Here is a 14,196-nt window from a genome sequence, read left to right on the forward strand (position 1 = left end):
GAGCTGGCCTCTACAGTAGTAACAAAATATTTCAGATTTTCGAGCGATACGTTCTTATTAAGTCAGTTATTTGTATGCCTAGCTAACTTTTTTGCAGGCGCTGGCTGATCAGTTTTATCACTGAGAGCATGCGAGCCAGTAAGGGCAGGCGGACTACCGCTGCAGTCCGTAGATGAAGCGCCATGTTACATAGCATGGCGCTAAGAAGGGTCATATCAGCCACGCTTACAAGCGTTGAATACGTCCGGCAGGTTTAGCTTGGCCGGCCGGCTTGCCGGACGTGTCCCGTTCAACGAGATAGTGTTCAAGCGCATCGACATCAACAATGCCGGTCTCCTGTACGTGGCGGGCGTGCTTGAGGATCTCAAGTCCATCCCCTCCCTGGGCCATGAAGTTGTTCACTGTAATGCGGTAATCCTGGTCGAGCCGGATCGGCTGTCCATTCAGCTTCATGCTTCCGGAAGCCACTTTCTGGCCCGGTTTGCCTGCCGGATTCCAGCGGTAGCTGAAGCCTTCCGAAACCTGCATCAGACTGGCGCTGTCGTCACTGCTCCATTGCTCCTCCATGAGCTGATAGAGCTGGGCACCGCTCAAGGTCAGCAAGGTCAGGGTATTGCCGAATGGCTGATTGGCGGCCAGTTGGGCGTAGGTCAGCCTGGATTGGCCAGGCTCCAGAGCCAGATTGCTGCGGATGCCGCCTGCGTTCATGAGGGCAATCTGGGCGCCCAGCTTGCGTGTCGCCTGAAGTTGGGCGTCGGCAATGAGATCGCCTAGCGTCGATTCGCCATTCGCATCGGTCATGCGAGTGATCTGGGGGACAGCAATACGTGCGATAGGCCGCTGAAGCACATGCTGGCTACGCTTTTCAACTTCCTGACGCAGCGCGGCGAGCGCAGGATCGGGAGTGTAGCGATGGGCGTCCACGGTCAGGTTTTCGCTGCTGGCCGAGATGATATCGTGGGTCTTGGGGTTAATGCCGAGCCGTACATGGCTAACGAACTGCCCGTAGGAGCCGCCCTGAAAGACAAGGCGATTGTCCACGTGACAGGTATAAGACTGATGCGTGTGGGCACTGGCAACGACATCGACTGCCGGATCAAGGCGCTTGGTAATCTCGACGATAGGGCCGCGCAGGCGGGTGCAGTCTGGCGCGTTGTAGGATTCATTCGTGCCTCCGCCCTGGTGAATCACTGCGATGATGGCCTCTACACCCTGGGCCTTGAGGGCAGGGATCTGGGCGTTGATGGCATCGGCTTCGTCCTGAACGCTCAGTCCGTTCATGCCAGCCGGCGAGACGATCCGGGCTACGTCTTTCAGCACGGCACCCACGAATGCGATTTTTTGTCCGTGGGCTTCCAGGATCTGGTAGGCCGGAAACACGGGTTTACCCGTCTGGTTATCGATCAGGTTTGCAGCCAGGTAGGTAAAGTGCGCCCCCTGATAGTTTTTGTGCAGCTGGCAGGCTTTCTGGGGTCGGTTGGAAGCGCAGCCGCCATTGATGATACGCAGCAGTTCATCCTTTCCGTTGTCCAGCTCATGATTACCTACCGCCGAGAGTTGCAGCCCCAATAGGTTCATGGCTTCGATGGTGGGCTCGTCCGCCCAGAGCGATGAGATGGGTGGGCTGCCACCGATGAGGTCACCGCTGGCAACGACCAGTAGCTCTGGATCCTGTTGACGCAGATAGTTGATAACGCCACCCAGCACCTCTATACCACCCGCTTCGATTGTGCGTTTGCCGTCGGGTGCGGTGGAGTCAGGGTAGGTCAGTCTGGCGGGTTGCAGGTAGCCGTGAAAGTCATTGAATACGGCCAGGTTGATCTCTAACGGTTGGGTCGGGGCCGAAGAGCAGGCCGTCAGCAGGAGGGACAAGGCCACAGGGCCCAGGGCAGCATAAGAGCGAACAGGCATCATCTAGCGCTTCCAGGTGCAGAGGGATATGCATGCCAGAGAGGCATACCAAGCGGATCGCTTCATCCTTTAAGCAATAGCATGCTTTCAACGAAACGGTAGGCGCAGTATGAAGCGGAGAGATGACAGAACAGCGTAAGAAGCCGGCTGGGCCGTTAGACAGCCCAGCCGTGATCGATCAGAGCACGGGCGAGCCGCCAGTGACAGGCACCATGGCACCGGAGACGTAGCTGGATTCATCCGAGGCCAGCATTACATAGACTGGCGCCAGTTCGACAGGCTGGCCAGGACGACCCAGCGGCGCCATCTTGCCGAAGCTTTCCACCTGTTCGGCTGGCATGGTGCAGGGGATCAGCGGCGTCCAGATCGGTCCGGGTGCCACGCTGTTTGCGCGAATACCTTTTTCGGCCAGAAGTTGCGCCAGACCTGCCGTGAAGTTAGCGATTGCTCCTTTGGTGGCGGAGTAAGCCAGCAGTGAAGGCGGCGCGATGTCCGCATTGATCGAGGAGGTATTGATGATGGAGCCGCCCTTGGGCATGTGCTTCACAGCCGCCTGGGTAATGCGGAACATGGCGGTGATGTTCACATCGAACGTGTGCACCCACTCTTCATCCGGAATTTCTTCCAGCGACTGGCGGGTCATCTGAAACGCGGCGTTGTTGACCAGCACGTCGATACGGCCAAACGCTTCAACGGTTTTCTGCACGACGGCCAGGCAGTTTTCGCGCTGACTCAAGTCACCTGGAATCAGGATTGCCTTGCGGCCTGCTTCGGTCACGAGACGCGCGGTTTCACGGGCGTCCTCGTCTTCGCTCAGGTAGGAGATAGCAACGTCCGCACCTTCGCGAGCAAAGGCCAGAGCCACCGCGCGACCGATACCGCTGTCACCGCCGGTAATGAGTGCGGCCTTGCCTTTCAGGCGGCCGGAGCCTTTGTAGCTCTGCTCGCCAAAGTCCGGACGCGGATTCATCTGGCTTTCATAGCCCGGATAGGGTTGGGTTTCGGCTGGCATGGGTGGCGTTGGATAGTCGGACATAAAGACCTCCTTTCAAGTGGTTAGAAAAATGGGTTAATGCGTGGCGCCCAGCACTGCAAAGGCTTGATCACCGTAGCCTGCAGCGCGCAAGGGCGTCCGAATGTCTTGCTCAAGGTCAGGTACGTAGCCGAACAGGACGTCAGCCGGTCCGGCTAACTGAATTTCTCCTAGCGCGGCAGGCAGCAGAAGGGTTTCGGCAGCGCCCAGGACGCCAGACCAGTTACCGGCCTGAATGCGGATGGGTGTGCCGACGTTGCTGAGCAGCGTGGCCTTGTTGAAACGGTAGGTAAGTGGCCTGGCGCCCGCACCGGCTACACGCCAGCGCTCCAAGGCAAAGTAAGGGCTAGCAGTACAGATTAAGCGATCAATGTCATTGCCTTGGGGCAGCCGGAAGCCGGGTGTGAATTCGGGTTGGGGTTCGAGATAGCACTCTTCGAGCAGCTGATCGATACCGTCAATCCAGTCCTGATGGCTGAGTGGCGAGCCGTCGGACATCTGCCAGGGCATTGCCTGTTGTTGGGTGTCCGAAGTCTGCTCGATCTCATAGATCAGCGTACCGGGGCCAAAGCTGTGCAGCGTGCCTCCAGGCACATAGATGGTTTCGCCTGCACGGACCGGCAGACGGCGCATGACGGCGTCGTAATCCTGGGCAATCAGGGCGCTGCGCAAGGTATCGCGATTAATCCCCGGCTTGATTCCGACCAGTGCAGTGGCACCGGGCTCGGCCCAAAGGATATGCCAGGCTTCGGTCTTGCCGTTGGGCTGGCATTCGAGACGGCGAGCGGTTTCGTCATCAGCATGCAAATGCACCGGCAACATGCCGCAGCCATCGATAAACTTGCTGAGCAGGGGAAAATAGGGACCATCAAACCCCGGGCCCACCAGCTCGGTGGGATAACGCTTCACCAGATCACGAAGCGATTGACCGGCAAGCGAGCCCTCGGTGACATTTGCAATGCTGCCTTCGACATCGCTGACTTCCCATGTCTCGGCAATACGGCCAGCAGGCAGCCCGCGGCGACCCAGTATTTCAGCAATGGCGTGACCGCCAAACATGTGGCTACGGATAGGGGTAGATAACCGAAGAGGGTACCAGTCCATGTGTGCTCCTTAGTACAGATGAGGAACAGGCAGGCAAAACAATCCCGTACGCTCACAAGGGCGCATGAGTCATTAAGAGCATGTAGATGTTTGGTCTGGCCACGGTCGGCCGGTTTGTAGCCGACCATGGCGCAGTAGGTCTTACAGAATCGGCTTGCCGCCAGTGACTGCAACGCGAGCGCCGGACACATAGCTGGCTTCATCAGAGGCCAACATGACATATACAGGTGCAAGCTCGGCCGGTTGACCTGCTCGTCCCAGCGGAACCTGGCTACCGAACTGCGAGGCCTGTTCAGGCGGCATGGTGGACGGAATCAGCGGTGTCCAGATCGGGCCGGGTGCTACGCTGTTCGCACGGATGCCTTTTTCGGCCAGGAGCTGAGCCAGACCTGCCGTAAAGTTGGCAATCGCTCCCTTCGTGGTGGCATAGGGCAGCAGAGTGGCCTTGGGCATGTCCGAATTCACAGAGGTGGTGTTGATGATCGAACCACCTTTGCCCATGTGTTTGACGGCTGCCTGGGTGATACGAAACATGGCCGTGATGTTGGTATCGAACGTGTATACCCATTCTTCATCCGGAATCTCTTCCAGAGACTCGTGGGACATCTGGAATGCGGCGTTATTGACGAGTACATCGATGCGGCCGAACTCGGACACGGTCTTTTGAACGATATCCAGGCATTGCTGGCGCTTGCTGATATCGCCTGGCAGCAGCAGAACCTTGCGTCCGGCTTCTTTCACGTAGCGCGCAGTATCCTCGGCATCTTCATGTTCGTTCAGGTAGGAAATGGCAACATCGGCACCTTCCCGAGCGAAGGCTATGGCCACTGCACGACCGATGCCGCTGTCTCCCCCGGTGATGAGTGCAACCTTACCAGCCAGACGACCGGAACCCTTGTAGCTCTGCTCGCCACAGTCCGGGACGGGTGTCATTTTGGATTGAAGCGCTGGCGGCTCTTGAGGTTGTTCGGGGAAAGGTGGGCGTGGGTAATCGGTCATGATGAATTCCTCCAAACGTGTTAGGGCGATGTAAAAATGCGACATGCCATACGTTGAGCGGGTTCACCAAAAGAGATGAATGGTGCTGAAACGATAAAACGAGGCCATACGCCTCGCTTTATCGACTGAAGCGATCTACTTGGGCGCGTTGGCGTGCCAGCGAGGCGCTACGGTGGGCTTCCATTGCTCGAGCGCATCGAGCAGCTCATCCGGCGACTGGCTGACCTGAAGCATCTCGCGATGAGGGCCGGCCACAAAACCTTGACTCACTGCATGATCCAGAAATTGCGCAAGGGGCGCGTAAAAGTTGTTTACTTCCAGAAGGCCCAGCGGCTTGGCGTGATAGCCGAGCTGACCCCAAGTCCAGACTTCAAATAGCTCTTCCAGTGTGCCCAACCCCCCCGGCAGGGCTACAAACGCATCGGCCAGTTCTGACATCCGTGCCTTACGGGCATGCATGCCATCGACTACTTCAAGGCGGGTCAGTCCCTTGTGGCCGACTTCGGCATCCTGGAGGCTTTTGGGGATGATGCCTATCACCTCGCCTCCGGCTGCGAGGGTCGCGTCGGCCACGATGCCCATCAGGCCCACGGCACCGCCACCATAGACGAGCGTAAGACCGCGCTTGGCCAGGGCGCGACCCAAGGCTTCGGCAGCTTCACGGTAGATTGGGTCGGCGCCTGTCTTGGCGCCACAAAATACACAAACGGCTTTCAACGACATTGCTGATCCTTGGCTGGTAGGAGGCGTAAGCGTAATCCTCACGCCGAGGTTAACCAAGTCTTGTCATGATCAGTGCCGTAGTGCATGCGGGAGAGGTGGCCATGAAGCAATCGGCTGATCGCAGGTGCGCGCGTGCCGATTACTTCAGGCTGGAGGGAGCATCAGGCAGAGACCTGTTCAGGACAGGTGCCGCTGGCACCCAGAGCGTAGGCGATGAAAAGCTGGTTGATGTAGTCCGGGAATTTCATGGTGGGTACTCCTCAAGACGGCAAGTGACAGGGGCATCCTCTCAATATCAGGCTGGCCTTGCCGCTCAAAAGTTTCGATGGCAGCCATAGCCGTTTCGTTGCAAACCATGTTCCAGGCGTTTTAGCGATTGGAACTCGCTTTCAAACATGCCAGTCTTCACTAAGTGAACACATGCGTTAGGAGATTTCATGAAACGTTCGCTTTTCGCTGTCTCTCTGCTTGCTCTGGCCAGCTCATCCGTATGGGCAGCCGACCAGTGCTCGGTCGATATTCAGGGAACTGATCAGATGACCTTCAGCACGGACAAGATCAAGGTCAATGAGGACTGCAAGCAATTCACGGTCAACCTGATCCATCCCGGCACGCTTCCCAAGAATGTGATGGGGCATAACTGGGTCTTGACCACAAAGGATGATGTCCAGGGCGTCGCCACTGACGGTATCGCGGCCGGTATGGACAAGGATTACCTCAAGGAAAACGATTCCCGCGTGATCGCCCATACCAAGGTGATTGGAGGTGGCGAAAAGACGTCCGTGACGTTTGAGACCTCCAAATTGCAGAAGGGAGAGGACTATGAATATTTCTGCTCCTTCCCCGGTCATGCGGCCATCATGAAGGGCACGCTCACGATCGACGACTGAATGTCGAAAGACCGATAGAAAGCCCGGCATTGACCGGGCTTTTGCATTTCAGGCTAACGGGGCTTCAAACCGTCCAGAATCAGTGCCTGTACACTGCTCAGCACCTCTTCGAAAAACACAAGATCATCGAGGGTCTTGCCCAGGATGGCCTGAACCTGGACACGAAAGTCGGCGTAGTGCTGGGTGGTTGCCCAGAGCGTAAAGATCAGGTGATGCGGGTCGACCGGAGCCAGTTGACCGGCGTCGATCCAGGCGCGGATTACTGCAGCTTTGGCCTCGACCGTCTCCCGCAGGGGCACTTCCAGTTCGCTCAGGAGCAGCGGCGCGCCTTGCAGGATTTCCATGCAGAACAGGCGGGATTCGGCTGGGTAGTCACGAGAGATTTCCAGCTTGTGCCTGATGTAGCCCTTGATGGCGTCGATTGGGTCCTGCTCTGTGCTAAAGGTCTTCAAGGGGGCCAGCCAGATCACCAACAGCTGGCGTAGCACGTTGAGGTAGAGGTCTTCCTTGCTGCCAAAGTAGTACAGCAGGTTGGTCTTGGAAACCTCTGCCTGGGCGGCTATCTGGTCAAGACTGGTCCCATGCAGGCCGTACCGGGAAAACAAGTCCAGCGCTGCCTCAAGGATGATGCCGCGCTTTTCCTCGATCTGCCGTCGGCGGCGCTCCAGTGTCGCAGCACTGGGCTTGCGAGTGGGCTTGCTGGGTGTGGATGAACGGTCCTGACTCACAACGACTCCTGCCTCTACAGCACGAACTGCACTTTACCGCGAGCGGCCTTGAGTGAGTACCGTCAGTCGAATTTCATGCTCGCCAGAGTAGCAGGTCGCCTGCGGTTTTCGCCCCATCATCGTGCGGGCTGCACAAACCAGGTGCTCTTGTTTGGACCAAATGGTCCACGCTAAGAAGCAGGTTTTGACCTAACTCCTTGTTTGCCCTGCAGAAACCTAAAGCTGGCAGAGTTTGTGCTCTGTCCTTCGTATTCCTGGCTTGCGGTACGGGCGGGAAATCACTTCGACCCACGAGCGAATCCGAGGCTGAGCATGACTCTAGACATTGGCGTATTCATCCCGATCGGCAACAACGGCTGGCTCCTCTCCGAGAACGCACCGCAGTACAAACCTACCTTCGAGTTGAATAAGAACATTGTGCAGCGCGCCGAGCACTATGGCTTCGACTTTGCCCTGTCGATGATCAAGTTGCGTGGTTTTGGTGGCAAGACCGAGTTCTGGGATCACAACCTGGAATCCTTCACCCTGATGGCAGGCCTTGCCGCCGTGACATCCCGCATCAAGCTATTTGCTACTGCCGCTACATTGACCCTGCCGCCTGCCATCGTGGCGCGGATGGCCTCTACCATTGACTCTATTTCCGGTGGCCGCTTCGGCGTGAACCTTGTGACCGGTTGGCAAAAGCCTGAATACAGCCAGATGGGCCTCTGGCCGGGCGATGAGTTCTTTGCTACCCGCTACAACTACCTGGGTGAGTACGCCCAGATCCTGCGCGACTTGTGGGGAACCGGTCGCTCCGACTTCAAGGGCGAACATTTCCAGATGGAGGACTGTCGTGTCAGCCCGCAACCGCAAGCTGATATGCAGATCGTGTGTGCTGGCTCCAGCGACGCCGGTATGGCGTTCTCGGCACAGTACGCCGATTACAATTTTGTCTTTGGCAAAGGTGTGAACACGCCCAAGGCTTTTGCGCCGACCTCCGAGCGTCTTATGGCCGCCACCGCCAAGACAGGCCGCGACGTAAGCTCCATCGTGCTGTTCATGGTGATTGCCGGCGAAACCGATGAAGCGGCACGTGCCAAGTGGGAACACTACAAGGCCGGCGCCGACGAAGAGGCCATCAAATGGCTGGGGGCTCAGGCGGCAGCTGATACCAAGTCAGGCGGCGATACGAATGTACGACAGATGTCGGACCCGACGTCCGCGGTCAACATCAACATGGGTACGCTGGTGGGCTCCTACGCCAACGTCGCCCGCATGCTGGATGAGATCGCCGAGGTACCCGGGGCCAGTGGCGTGTTGCTGACCTTTGACGACTTCATGCAGGGCGTTACCGAATTTGGTGAAAAGATCCAGCCCTTGATGCAGAGCCGCCGTCATGTCACTCGGCTGCAGGAGAGTGCCTGATGAACGCGCTTGAATCCGTGGCAGGGTATGCCGTGCCGACAGGCAGCCAGAACGCGGTCACACTACCTGCACGCCCTGAGCCCCTGCGGCTGAAGGCCAGCGAGACGGCAGTCATAGTCGTCGATATGCAGAACGCCTATGCAAGCAAGGGTGGCTATCTGGACCTTGCCGGTTTTGATGTAGACGCAACCGGTCCGGTCATCGAAAACATTGCCGGGGTGGTGGAAACCGCGCGTGCGACCGGTATCCAGGTTGTCTGGTTTCAGAATGGCTGGGACCCGGCCTATCAGGAAGCCGGTGGCCCCGGATCGCCCAACTGGCATAAGTCCAATGCGCTCAAGACCATGCGCCGCCAGCCTGAACTGCAGGGCCGACTCCTGGCGCGGGGCGGCTGGGATTATGCGCTGGTGGATCAGCTTCAGCCGCGGGAGGGGGATCTGTTCGTACCCAAAACCCGCTACAGCGGTTTCTACAATACGCCTCTCGATAGCCTCCTGCGTGCCCGCGGCATTCGTAACCTCGTGTTCGTAGGGATCGCCACCAATGTCTGCGTGGAGTCCACGCTGCGAGACGGGTTCTTTCTCGAATACTTTGGCGTCTGCCTGGGCGATGCCTGCCATCAGGCCGGGCCGCGCTCGGCGCACGAGGCGGCGCTATTCAATATCGAGACGTTTTTTGGCTGGGTTTCAACCGTTGCCGATTTCCACGCCACCTTCAAAAAGGACTGACCATGCCCAAGCACAGCGTGATTCCCGCCGGAAGCGGAAAACCCCTTGCGCCCTTTGTTCCAGGCTCGCTGGCTGATGGAGTTCTGTATGTTTCCGGCACCCTGCCGTTTGACAAGGACAACAACGTTGTACACGTAGGCGATGCCGCTGCACAGGCGCGGCATGTGCTGGAAACCATCAAGAGGGTCGTGGAGGAGGCCGGCGGAACGATGGATGACGTGACCTTTAACATGATCATGATCACCGACTGGGCGAACTACGGGGCGATCAACGCGGTATACGCCGAGTATTTCCCAGGCGAGAAGCCCGCGCGTTATTGCATCCAGTGCGGCCTGGTAAAGCCGGATGCGTTGATCGAGATCGCCAGTATCGCCCATGTGGGAACGTAAGTAAGCAAGTGAAGTGATGGGTATCGCTTCACTCAACCCATCTTATGAGTCTGTAGGTTGGGTCGAGCCGTCAGGCGATACCTGCTACCAGGGGACTCCCCGTCACGCACCTCATGAAACAACCCATGCGCTTTATCCAACGGTATACAGGGGAGCCTTGCATGCACTACGAGATCCATGGCCGGCAGGATGCCGAGGCCGATACCATCGTACTGTCATCCGGTCTTGGCGGTGCCGGAGCATTCTGGACGCCGCAGCTCGCGGCGCTGGGCGAGTACTTCCGCGTGGTGACTTACGACCAGACCGGCACAGGCAAGAGCCCGGCGGTTATCCCTGAGGGCTATACCATCAAGGCCATGGCCCAGGATGTACTGGACATGGTCGATGCGCTGGGTATCGCGCGTTGCCATTTCATGGGGCACGCCCTGGGCGGTCTTGTAGGGCTTCAGATCGGCTTGATGCGGCCTGAACTCTTGATCAGCCAGATTCTGGTCAACGGCTGGAGCAAGCCTAATCCGCACAGCGCCCGCTGTTTTGCTGTACGACTCGCTCTTTTGAACGATACAGGCCCGGCCGCCTACGTACAGGCCCAGCCCCTGTTTTTGTATCCCGCCGACTGGATGCTGCAAAACACCAAACGCCTCGAGGCTGACGAAGCCCATGCCCTGGCGCATTTTCCCGATAGCGAGAATGTGCGCCGACGTATCGCTGCATTACAGGCATTCGATGTGGATACCCAGCTGGCGCAGATCAGAACACCCACCCTGATCGTCGCCAACCAGGACGATCTGCTAGTACCGTGGGTGTGTTCCGAGCATCTGGCCAAACACCTGCCCGATGCGCAGTTCGAGCTACTCAGCTACGGCGGGCATGCCTCCAGCGTGACGGACCCCGATACCTTCAATGCCTTGATGCTCGACTACCTGACCTGAATCCGATGACAGGAGCGTCGCTCCTGCAGTGAGGCTATGCCATGTCACTTGCCAACCTGAATATCGTTTCGCCCGTACAACCTCTGCTTGTACCCAAGCAGGACTATCGCGATGCCATGGCCCGGCTGGGCGCGGCGGTCAATATCGTGACGACTGATGGTCCCCAAGGCCGTGCCGGCTTCACGGCAACAGCCGTGTGCAGCGTGACCGACGAGCCGCCTACCTTGCTGGTCTGCCTGAACCGTTCAGGCTCGGTCTATCCGATCTTCAAGGCCAACGGCACCCTGTGCGTGAATACCTTGAGCAGTGAGCACAAGGCACTCTCCAATCTGTTTGGCGGTAAAACCGGTATGCAGGATCGATTTGCCGCGGCGTGCTGGAGTACCCTGATCACCGGCTCGCCAGCGCTGGAAGGAGCGGTAGTCTCCTTTGATTGTCGAATCGCTTCGATCAATACCGTAGGCACTCACGACGTACTCCTGTGCGAAGTGGTCGCTATCGAGCGCCAGGACGATGTAGATGGGCTGGTCTACTTCAACCGGGGGTATCAGGACCTGCTGACATCCGCTCCCTGCGGATAACTATGGTAGGGATGTGCTGAGCCGCTTATTCCTCGTAGAGTATGGGCTGACACATGGGTCGATTAGGCTGTGTCGGTTCTTACAAGAAAGGGTCGAGGATAAGAGTCCATGAGAGGTATCGTTTCTGTGCTGCAGTGCTGTAGCGCGGCACTGTTGCTGGCTGCCGGTTCGGCCATGGCAGAGCCGGAGCTGCTGCAGGGCACTGTCGGGCAGGCCAAGGTACTGGTTGAGCTGGATCTGGCTAAACCCGACGAGGTGACCGGGCGCTATTTCTACCAGAAGTACCACACCGATATTGCGCTCGACGGAGCGTTGGACAAGCAGCGTACCCTGCGTCTGAGTGAGAATCGTCCTTTTTTCAGCACGAAAAGCGTGCCCATGCAGTGGACGCTCAAACAGGGCGCCAATGGTCGCTGGACCGGCCGCTGGGCCAGCAAAGGCAAGACGCTCGATATCAGTCTTTCCCCTGTAGCGCTGCCGCCAGCACGTCCTGATGATTTACCCGCCCTGGACGAGCTGCGGCGTACATCACCCTATGAGTATCTGCGCCTGAAAGGGCTGAGCCTGAAGAAAGACAGGCAAGACACCTTTATGGGATATGGCTTGCAGTGGTGGGTGGAGCCTGTTTCCCGCATTCGCCTATTCCAGCTGGTTTCATCCCCTACGGCGATGGATCTGAGCGCTGCCAACAGGACGTTGCAGAATCGGCAGTGGCAGGAGGTGAACAGCTACTTTGGGTGTCTGTCCGGGGCACGTGATCGTGAGACAGAGTTCGATCAGACGGTCAAACCGGTATTTATCAATGACTCTGTACTGAGCGTCAGTCTGTTCACCAGCTACGACTGCGGCGGTGCGCATCCAGACTTTGGTGATGCGCCGCTCAACATGGAGTTGGCCACCGGCAAGATTCTAGAGTTGGAAGACGTGTTCTGGCTGGGCAAGGGACCATCTATCCATTACGAGCGGGGCATGGATAATCTGGAGGCGTACTCCAACTACCGCGAGCAGTTGTTTGCCCCGTGGGTGGTTGACCAGTTCAAGCGTCTGTATCCCGAGCTGATGAACGACGACCCGAACGAATGCAATTACCAGGACCCTTCTGTCTGGCAGTTTTCGGTGTGGTATTTCGAGCCTCGTGGAATTTACCTGGGGCCTACTTTTGCCCGGGCCGCCAGAAGCTGCGATGAGCCAGGCGATACGGTGATTCCCTACAAGACCATCAAGGCGCATCCGGGGCCGGTCAAGGTCACGCTACCGGAGTGATTGGATCAGACTAGAGGCAGCCGGAGCGGCCTCTAGTCTACTCACTCAATGAGCCTGTGAAGGTGCGCCCACAGTACGAACAGGGGCAGACAGTTTGAGCAGAAGCACCGTAGCCGCCGCCAATACAAACACCACGGCGTAGCCCTGATACAGCTGAGCCGGACCCCACTGCAGGTCAATCAGCCCACCGGCCACCAGTGGCGAGAGAATAGCCCCGAAGCGGCCAATGCCAATACCCCAGCCCATACCCGTTGCGCGTACCGAGGCGTCATATGCCATGGAGGCCAAGGCATACAACCCGGCAATGCAGCCGTTACTGAAGAGGCCAATGAGCAGACCCAGGGTAAAGGCCGTGGTCAGTGAGGAGGTGGAGGAAACGAACAGGCTGAGCAGCACGGCTGTGCAGGCCATGAAAACGGCCAGCAGGTGGCTGATCTTAAAGCGTGCAGCGAGCATACCGATCAAGGCTGCACCAAAGATGCCGCCAATGCTCAGCAATACTCCACCCGTCACGCCCTGCTGTGCGGAAAGACCGGCCGACACCAGCAGCTTGGGTGTCCAGCTCATAATGAAGTAGAAACCGAACATCGTCAGGAAGAATGAGCCCCAGATCAGCAGGGTGGTGCGTAGCAGCGCGGGTGAAAATAGCTGCTTGAAGCTGCTGCCCTTGTGCGCCTCGCGCAGGGGCTGCGGAGGCAGCTCGGTAAGCGGTGCATAGCCCAATTTCTGGGCCAGGCGATTGACCCGCACCAGGGCATTGTCCGGGCGCTTGGCCAGTAGAAAATCCAACGATTCGGGCAGACGCCACAGTACGAAGGGAATGATAGCGAACGTCACCAGACCACCAAAGACAAAGACCGAGCGCCAGCCCCAGGCAGACAGCAATGCCACGGCAATAAGCCCGCCAATGGTGGCCCCGAGGGCATAGCCGGTGGATTGCAGGGTCACTGCAAGCCCACGCCACCGCTTGGATGAGTACTCGCTGGCAATCACATTACTGCTGGCCAGGATGCCACCGATACCAAGCCCAGTAATGGCCCGCAATACAGCCAGCTGAGTAGCTGACTGACTAAATGCAGACAGCAACATGCCAAGGCCTGCAACGGTTACGCACGCCAGAATGAGCGGGCGACGGCCAAAGCGATCCGCCCAGGGAGCAATAAATAGCGAGCCCGCAGCCATGCCAAACAGTCCTGCGCTGAGCAGTACGCCCAGCTGAGCGCCAGAGAGCTTCCATTCAGCGGAAACGGACGCGGCGGTAAAGGCCATGACCAGCACGTCGAAGCCGTCGATCATGTTTAACGCGATACAAATGATAATGGCGGTCCATTGAAAGCCGTTCATGCGGCCTTCATCGACAGCCCGGCGAAGGTCGTTATGCATGGCCCGCCTCCCGAATAGTGGTGGCGCGCAAGTGACGTGCATAACAGAGCAGAGATAGCGGTGTCATGAGCATGGGGGTGCCTCTTGTTATTGTTGTAGTGCTGGAAGTCTGCTCGAAGCGTTCA

General features: G+C 58.0%; 14 protein-coding genes. 7 read left to right on the forward strand and 7 right to left on the reverse strand.

Features of this window, described 5'->3' with window-relative positions; translation table 11 throughout:
- Positions 1–225: 225 nt before the first annotated feature.
- The 5 genes from HMPREF1487_RS12110 to HMPREF1487_RS12130 all read right to left on the reverse strand — a co-directional run bounded on the left by HMPREF1487_RS12110 (position 226) and on the right by HMPREF1487_RS12130 (position 5,770).
- Entirely contained in the window at positions 226–1,914 is a 1,689-nt protein-coding gene (locus tag HMPREF1487_RS12110; RefSeq protein WP_010796936.1) for a bifunctional metallophosphatase/5'-nucleotidase, read from the reverse strand.
- A 175-nt stretch (positions 1,915–2,089) separates the two neighbouring features.
- Positions 2,090–2,947, reverse strand: a complete 858-nt coding sequence (locus HMPREF1487_RS12115; protein WP_010796937.1) for a glucose 1-dehydrogenase — start codon at positions 2,945–2,947, stop codon at positions 2,090–2,092.
- Between the two features lie 33 nt (positions 2,948–2,980).
- A complete protein-coding gene (locus tag HMPREF1487_RS12120; protein ID WP_010796938.1) occupies positions 2,981–4,048 on the reverse strand; it encodes a class I mannose-6-phosphate isomerase in 1,068 nt (355 codons plus the stop codon).
- 141 nt (positions 4,049–4,189) lie between these two features.
- Entirely contained in the window at positions 4,190–5,050 is an 861-nt protein-coding gene (locus HMPREF1487_RS12125; protein WP_112297618.1) for an SDR family oxidoreductase, read from the reverse strand.
- A gap of 132 nt (positions 5,051–5,182) precedes the next feature.
- Positions 5,183–5,770: an LOG family protein gene (locus tag HMPREF1487_RS12130; RefSeq protein ID WP_010796940.1), complete on the reverse strand. Its 588-nt coding sequence runs from the start codon at positions 5,768–5,770 to the stop codon at positions 5,183–5,185.
- A gap of 437 nt (positions 5,771–6,207) precedes the next feature.
- Here HMPREF1487_RS12130 and azu point away from each other — a divergent pair, with 437 nt between their 5' ends.
- On the forward strand, positions 6,208–6,660 hold the full coding sequence (gene azu / locus HMPREF1487_RS12135) for an azurin (RefSeq protein ID WP_010796942.1): 453 nt from the start codon (positions 6,208–6,210) through the stop codon (positions 6,658–6,660).
- A 53-nt stretch (positions 6,661–6,713) separates the two neighbouring features.
- Here azu and rutR read toward each other — a convergent pair whose 3' ends face one another.
- Positions 6,714–7,388 (reverse strand): HTH-type transcriptional regulator RutR, encoded by a 675-nt coding sequence (rutR, locus tag HMPREF1487_RS12140; RefSeq protein WP_010796943.1) that lies wholly within the window; start codon positions 7,386–7,388, stop codon positions 6,714–6,716.
- Between the two features lie 312 nt (positions 7,389–7,700).
- On the opposite strand from rutR, the gene rutA reads away from it, so the two are divergent.
- From rutA to HMPREF1487_RS12170, 6 genes are all read left to right on the forward strand, one after another.
- A complete protein-coding gene (gene rutA / locus HMPREF1487_RS12145; RefSeq protein WP_010796944.1) occupies positions 7,701–8,795 on the forward strand; it encodes a pyrimidine utilization protein A in 1,095 nt (364 codons plus the stop codon).
- Positions 8,795–9,523 carry a pyrimidine utilization protein B gene (gene rutB / locus HMPREF1487_RS12150; RefSeq protein ID WP_010796945.1) on the forward strand — a complete coding sequence of 243 codons (729 nt, stop codon included), beginning with the start codon at positions 8,795–8,797 and terminating at the stop codon, positions 9,521–9,523. The genes rutA and rutB overlap by 1 nt, the downstream gene beginning before the upstream one ends.
- Positions 9,524–9,525: 2 nt before the next feature.
- Positions 9,526–9,912, forward strand: coding sequence for a pyrimidine utilization protein C (gene rutC / locus HMPREF1487_RS12155; RefSeq protein WP_010796946.1), 387 nt, complete (start codon positions 9,526–9,528; stop codon positions 9,910–9,912).
- A 161-nt stretch (positions 9,913–10,073) separates the two neighbouring features.
- Entirely contained in the window at positions 10,074–10,844 is a 771-nt protein-coding gene (gene rutD, locus HMPREF1487_RS12160) for a pyrimidine utilization protein D (protein WP_010796947.1), read from the forward strand.
- A 41-nt stretch (positions 10,845–10,885) separates the two neighbouring features.
- Complete coding sequence (gene rutF / locus HMPREF1487_RS12165) at positions 10,886–11,425, forward strand: NADH-dependent FMN reductase RutF (RefSeq protein ID WP_010796948.1); 540 nt, start codon at positions 10,886–10,888, stop codon at positions 11,423–11,425.
- 108 nt (positions 11,426–11,533) lie between these two features.
- Entirely contained in the window at positions 11,534–12,688 is a 1,155-nt protein-coding gene (locus HMPREF1487_RS12170; RefSeq protein ID WP_010796949.1) for a hypothetical protein, read from the forward strand.
- Between the two features lie 45 nt (positions 12,689–12,733).
- Here HMPREF1487_RS12170 and HMPREF1487_RS12175 read toward each other — a convergent pair whose 3' ends face one another.
- Entirely contained in the window at positions 12,734–14,071 is a 1,338-nt protein-coding gene (locus tag HMPREF1487_RS12175) for an MFS transporter (protein WP_010796950.1), read from the reverse strand.
- Positions 14,072–14,196 lie beyond the last annotated feature (125 nt).

This window comes from Pseudomonas sp. HPB0071 (assembly GCF_000478505.2).
Lineage (GTDB): Bacteria > Pseudomonadota > Gammaproteobacteria > Pseudomonadales > Pseudomonadaceae > Chryseomonas > Chryseomonas luteola.

Coding starts and splice junctions, on each gene's coding strand:
- HMPREF1487_RS12110 (WP_010796936.1), bottom strand. CDS start 1,914: ATGATGCCTGTTCGCTCTTATGCTGCCCTGGGCCCTGTGGCCTTGTCC.
- HMPREF1487_RS12115 (WP_010796937.1), bottom strand. CDS start 2,947: ATGTCCGACTATCCAACGCCACCCATGCCAGCCGAAACCCAACCCTAT.
- HMPREF1487_RS12120 (WP_010796938.1), bottom strand. CDS start 4,048: ATGGACTGGTACCCTCTTCGGTTATCTACCCCTATCCGTAGCCACATG.
- HMPREF1487_RS12130 (WP_010796940.1), bottom strand. CDS start 5,770: ATGTCGTTGAAAGCCGTTTGTGTATTTTGTGGCGCCAAGACAGGCGCC.
- azu (WP_010796942.1), top strand. CDS start 6,208: ATGAAACGTTCGCTTTTCGCTGTCTCTCTGCTTGCTCTGGCCAGCTCA.
- rutA (WP_010796944.1), top strand. CDS start 7,701: ATGACTCTAGACATTGGCGTATTCATCCCGATCGGCAACAACGGCTGG.
- rutB (WP_010796945.1), top strand. CDS start 8,795: ATGAACGCGCTTGAATCCGTGGCAGGGTATGCCGTGCCGACAGGCAGC.
- rutC (WP_010796946.1), top strand. CDS start 9,526: ATGCCCAAGCACAGCGTGATTCCCGCCGGAAGCGGAAAACCCCTTGCG.
- rutD (WP_010796947.1), top strand. CDS start 10,074: ATGCACTACGAGATCCATGGCCGGCAGGATGCCGAGGCCGATACCATC.
- rutF (WP_010796948.1), top strand. CDS start 10,886: ATGTCACTTGCCAACCTGAATATCGTTTCGCCCGTACAACCTCTGCTT.
- HMPREF1487_RS12170 (WP_010796949.1), top strand. CDS start 11,534: ATGAGAGGTATCGTTTCTGTGCTGCAGTGCTGTAGCGCGGCACTGTTG.
- HMPREF1487_RS12175 (WP_010796950.1), bottom strand. CDS start 14,071: ATGCATAACGACCTTCGCCGGGCTGTCGATGAAGGCCGCATGAACGGC.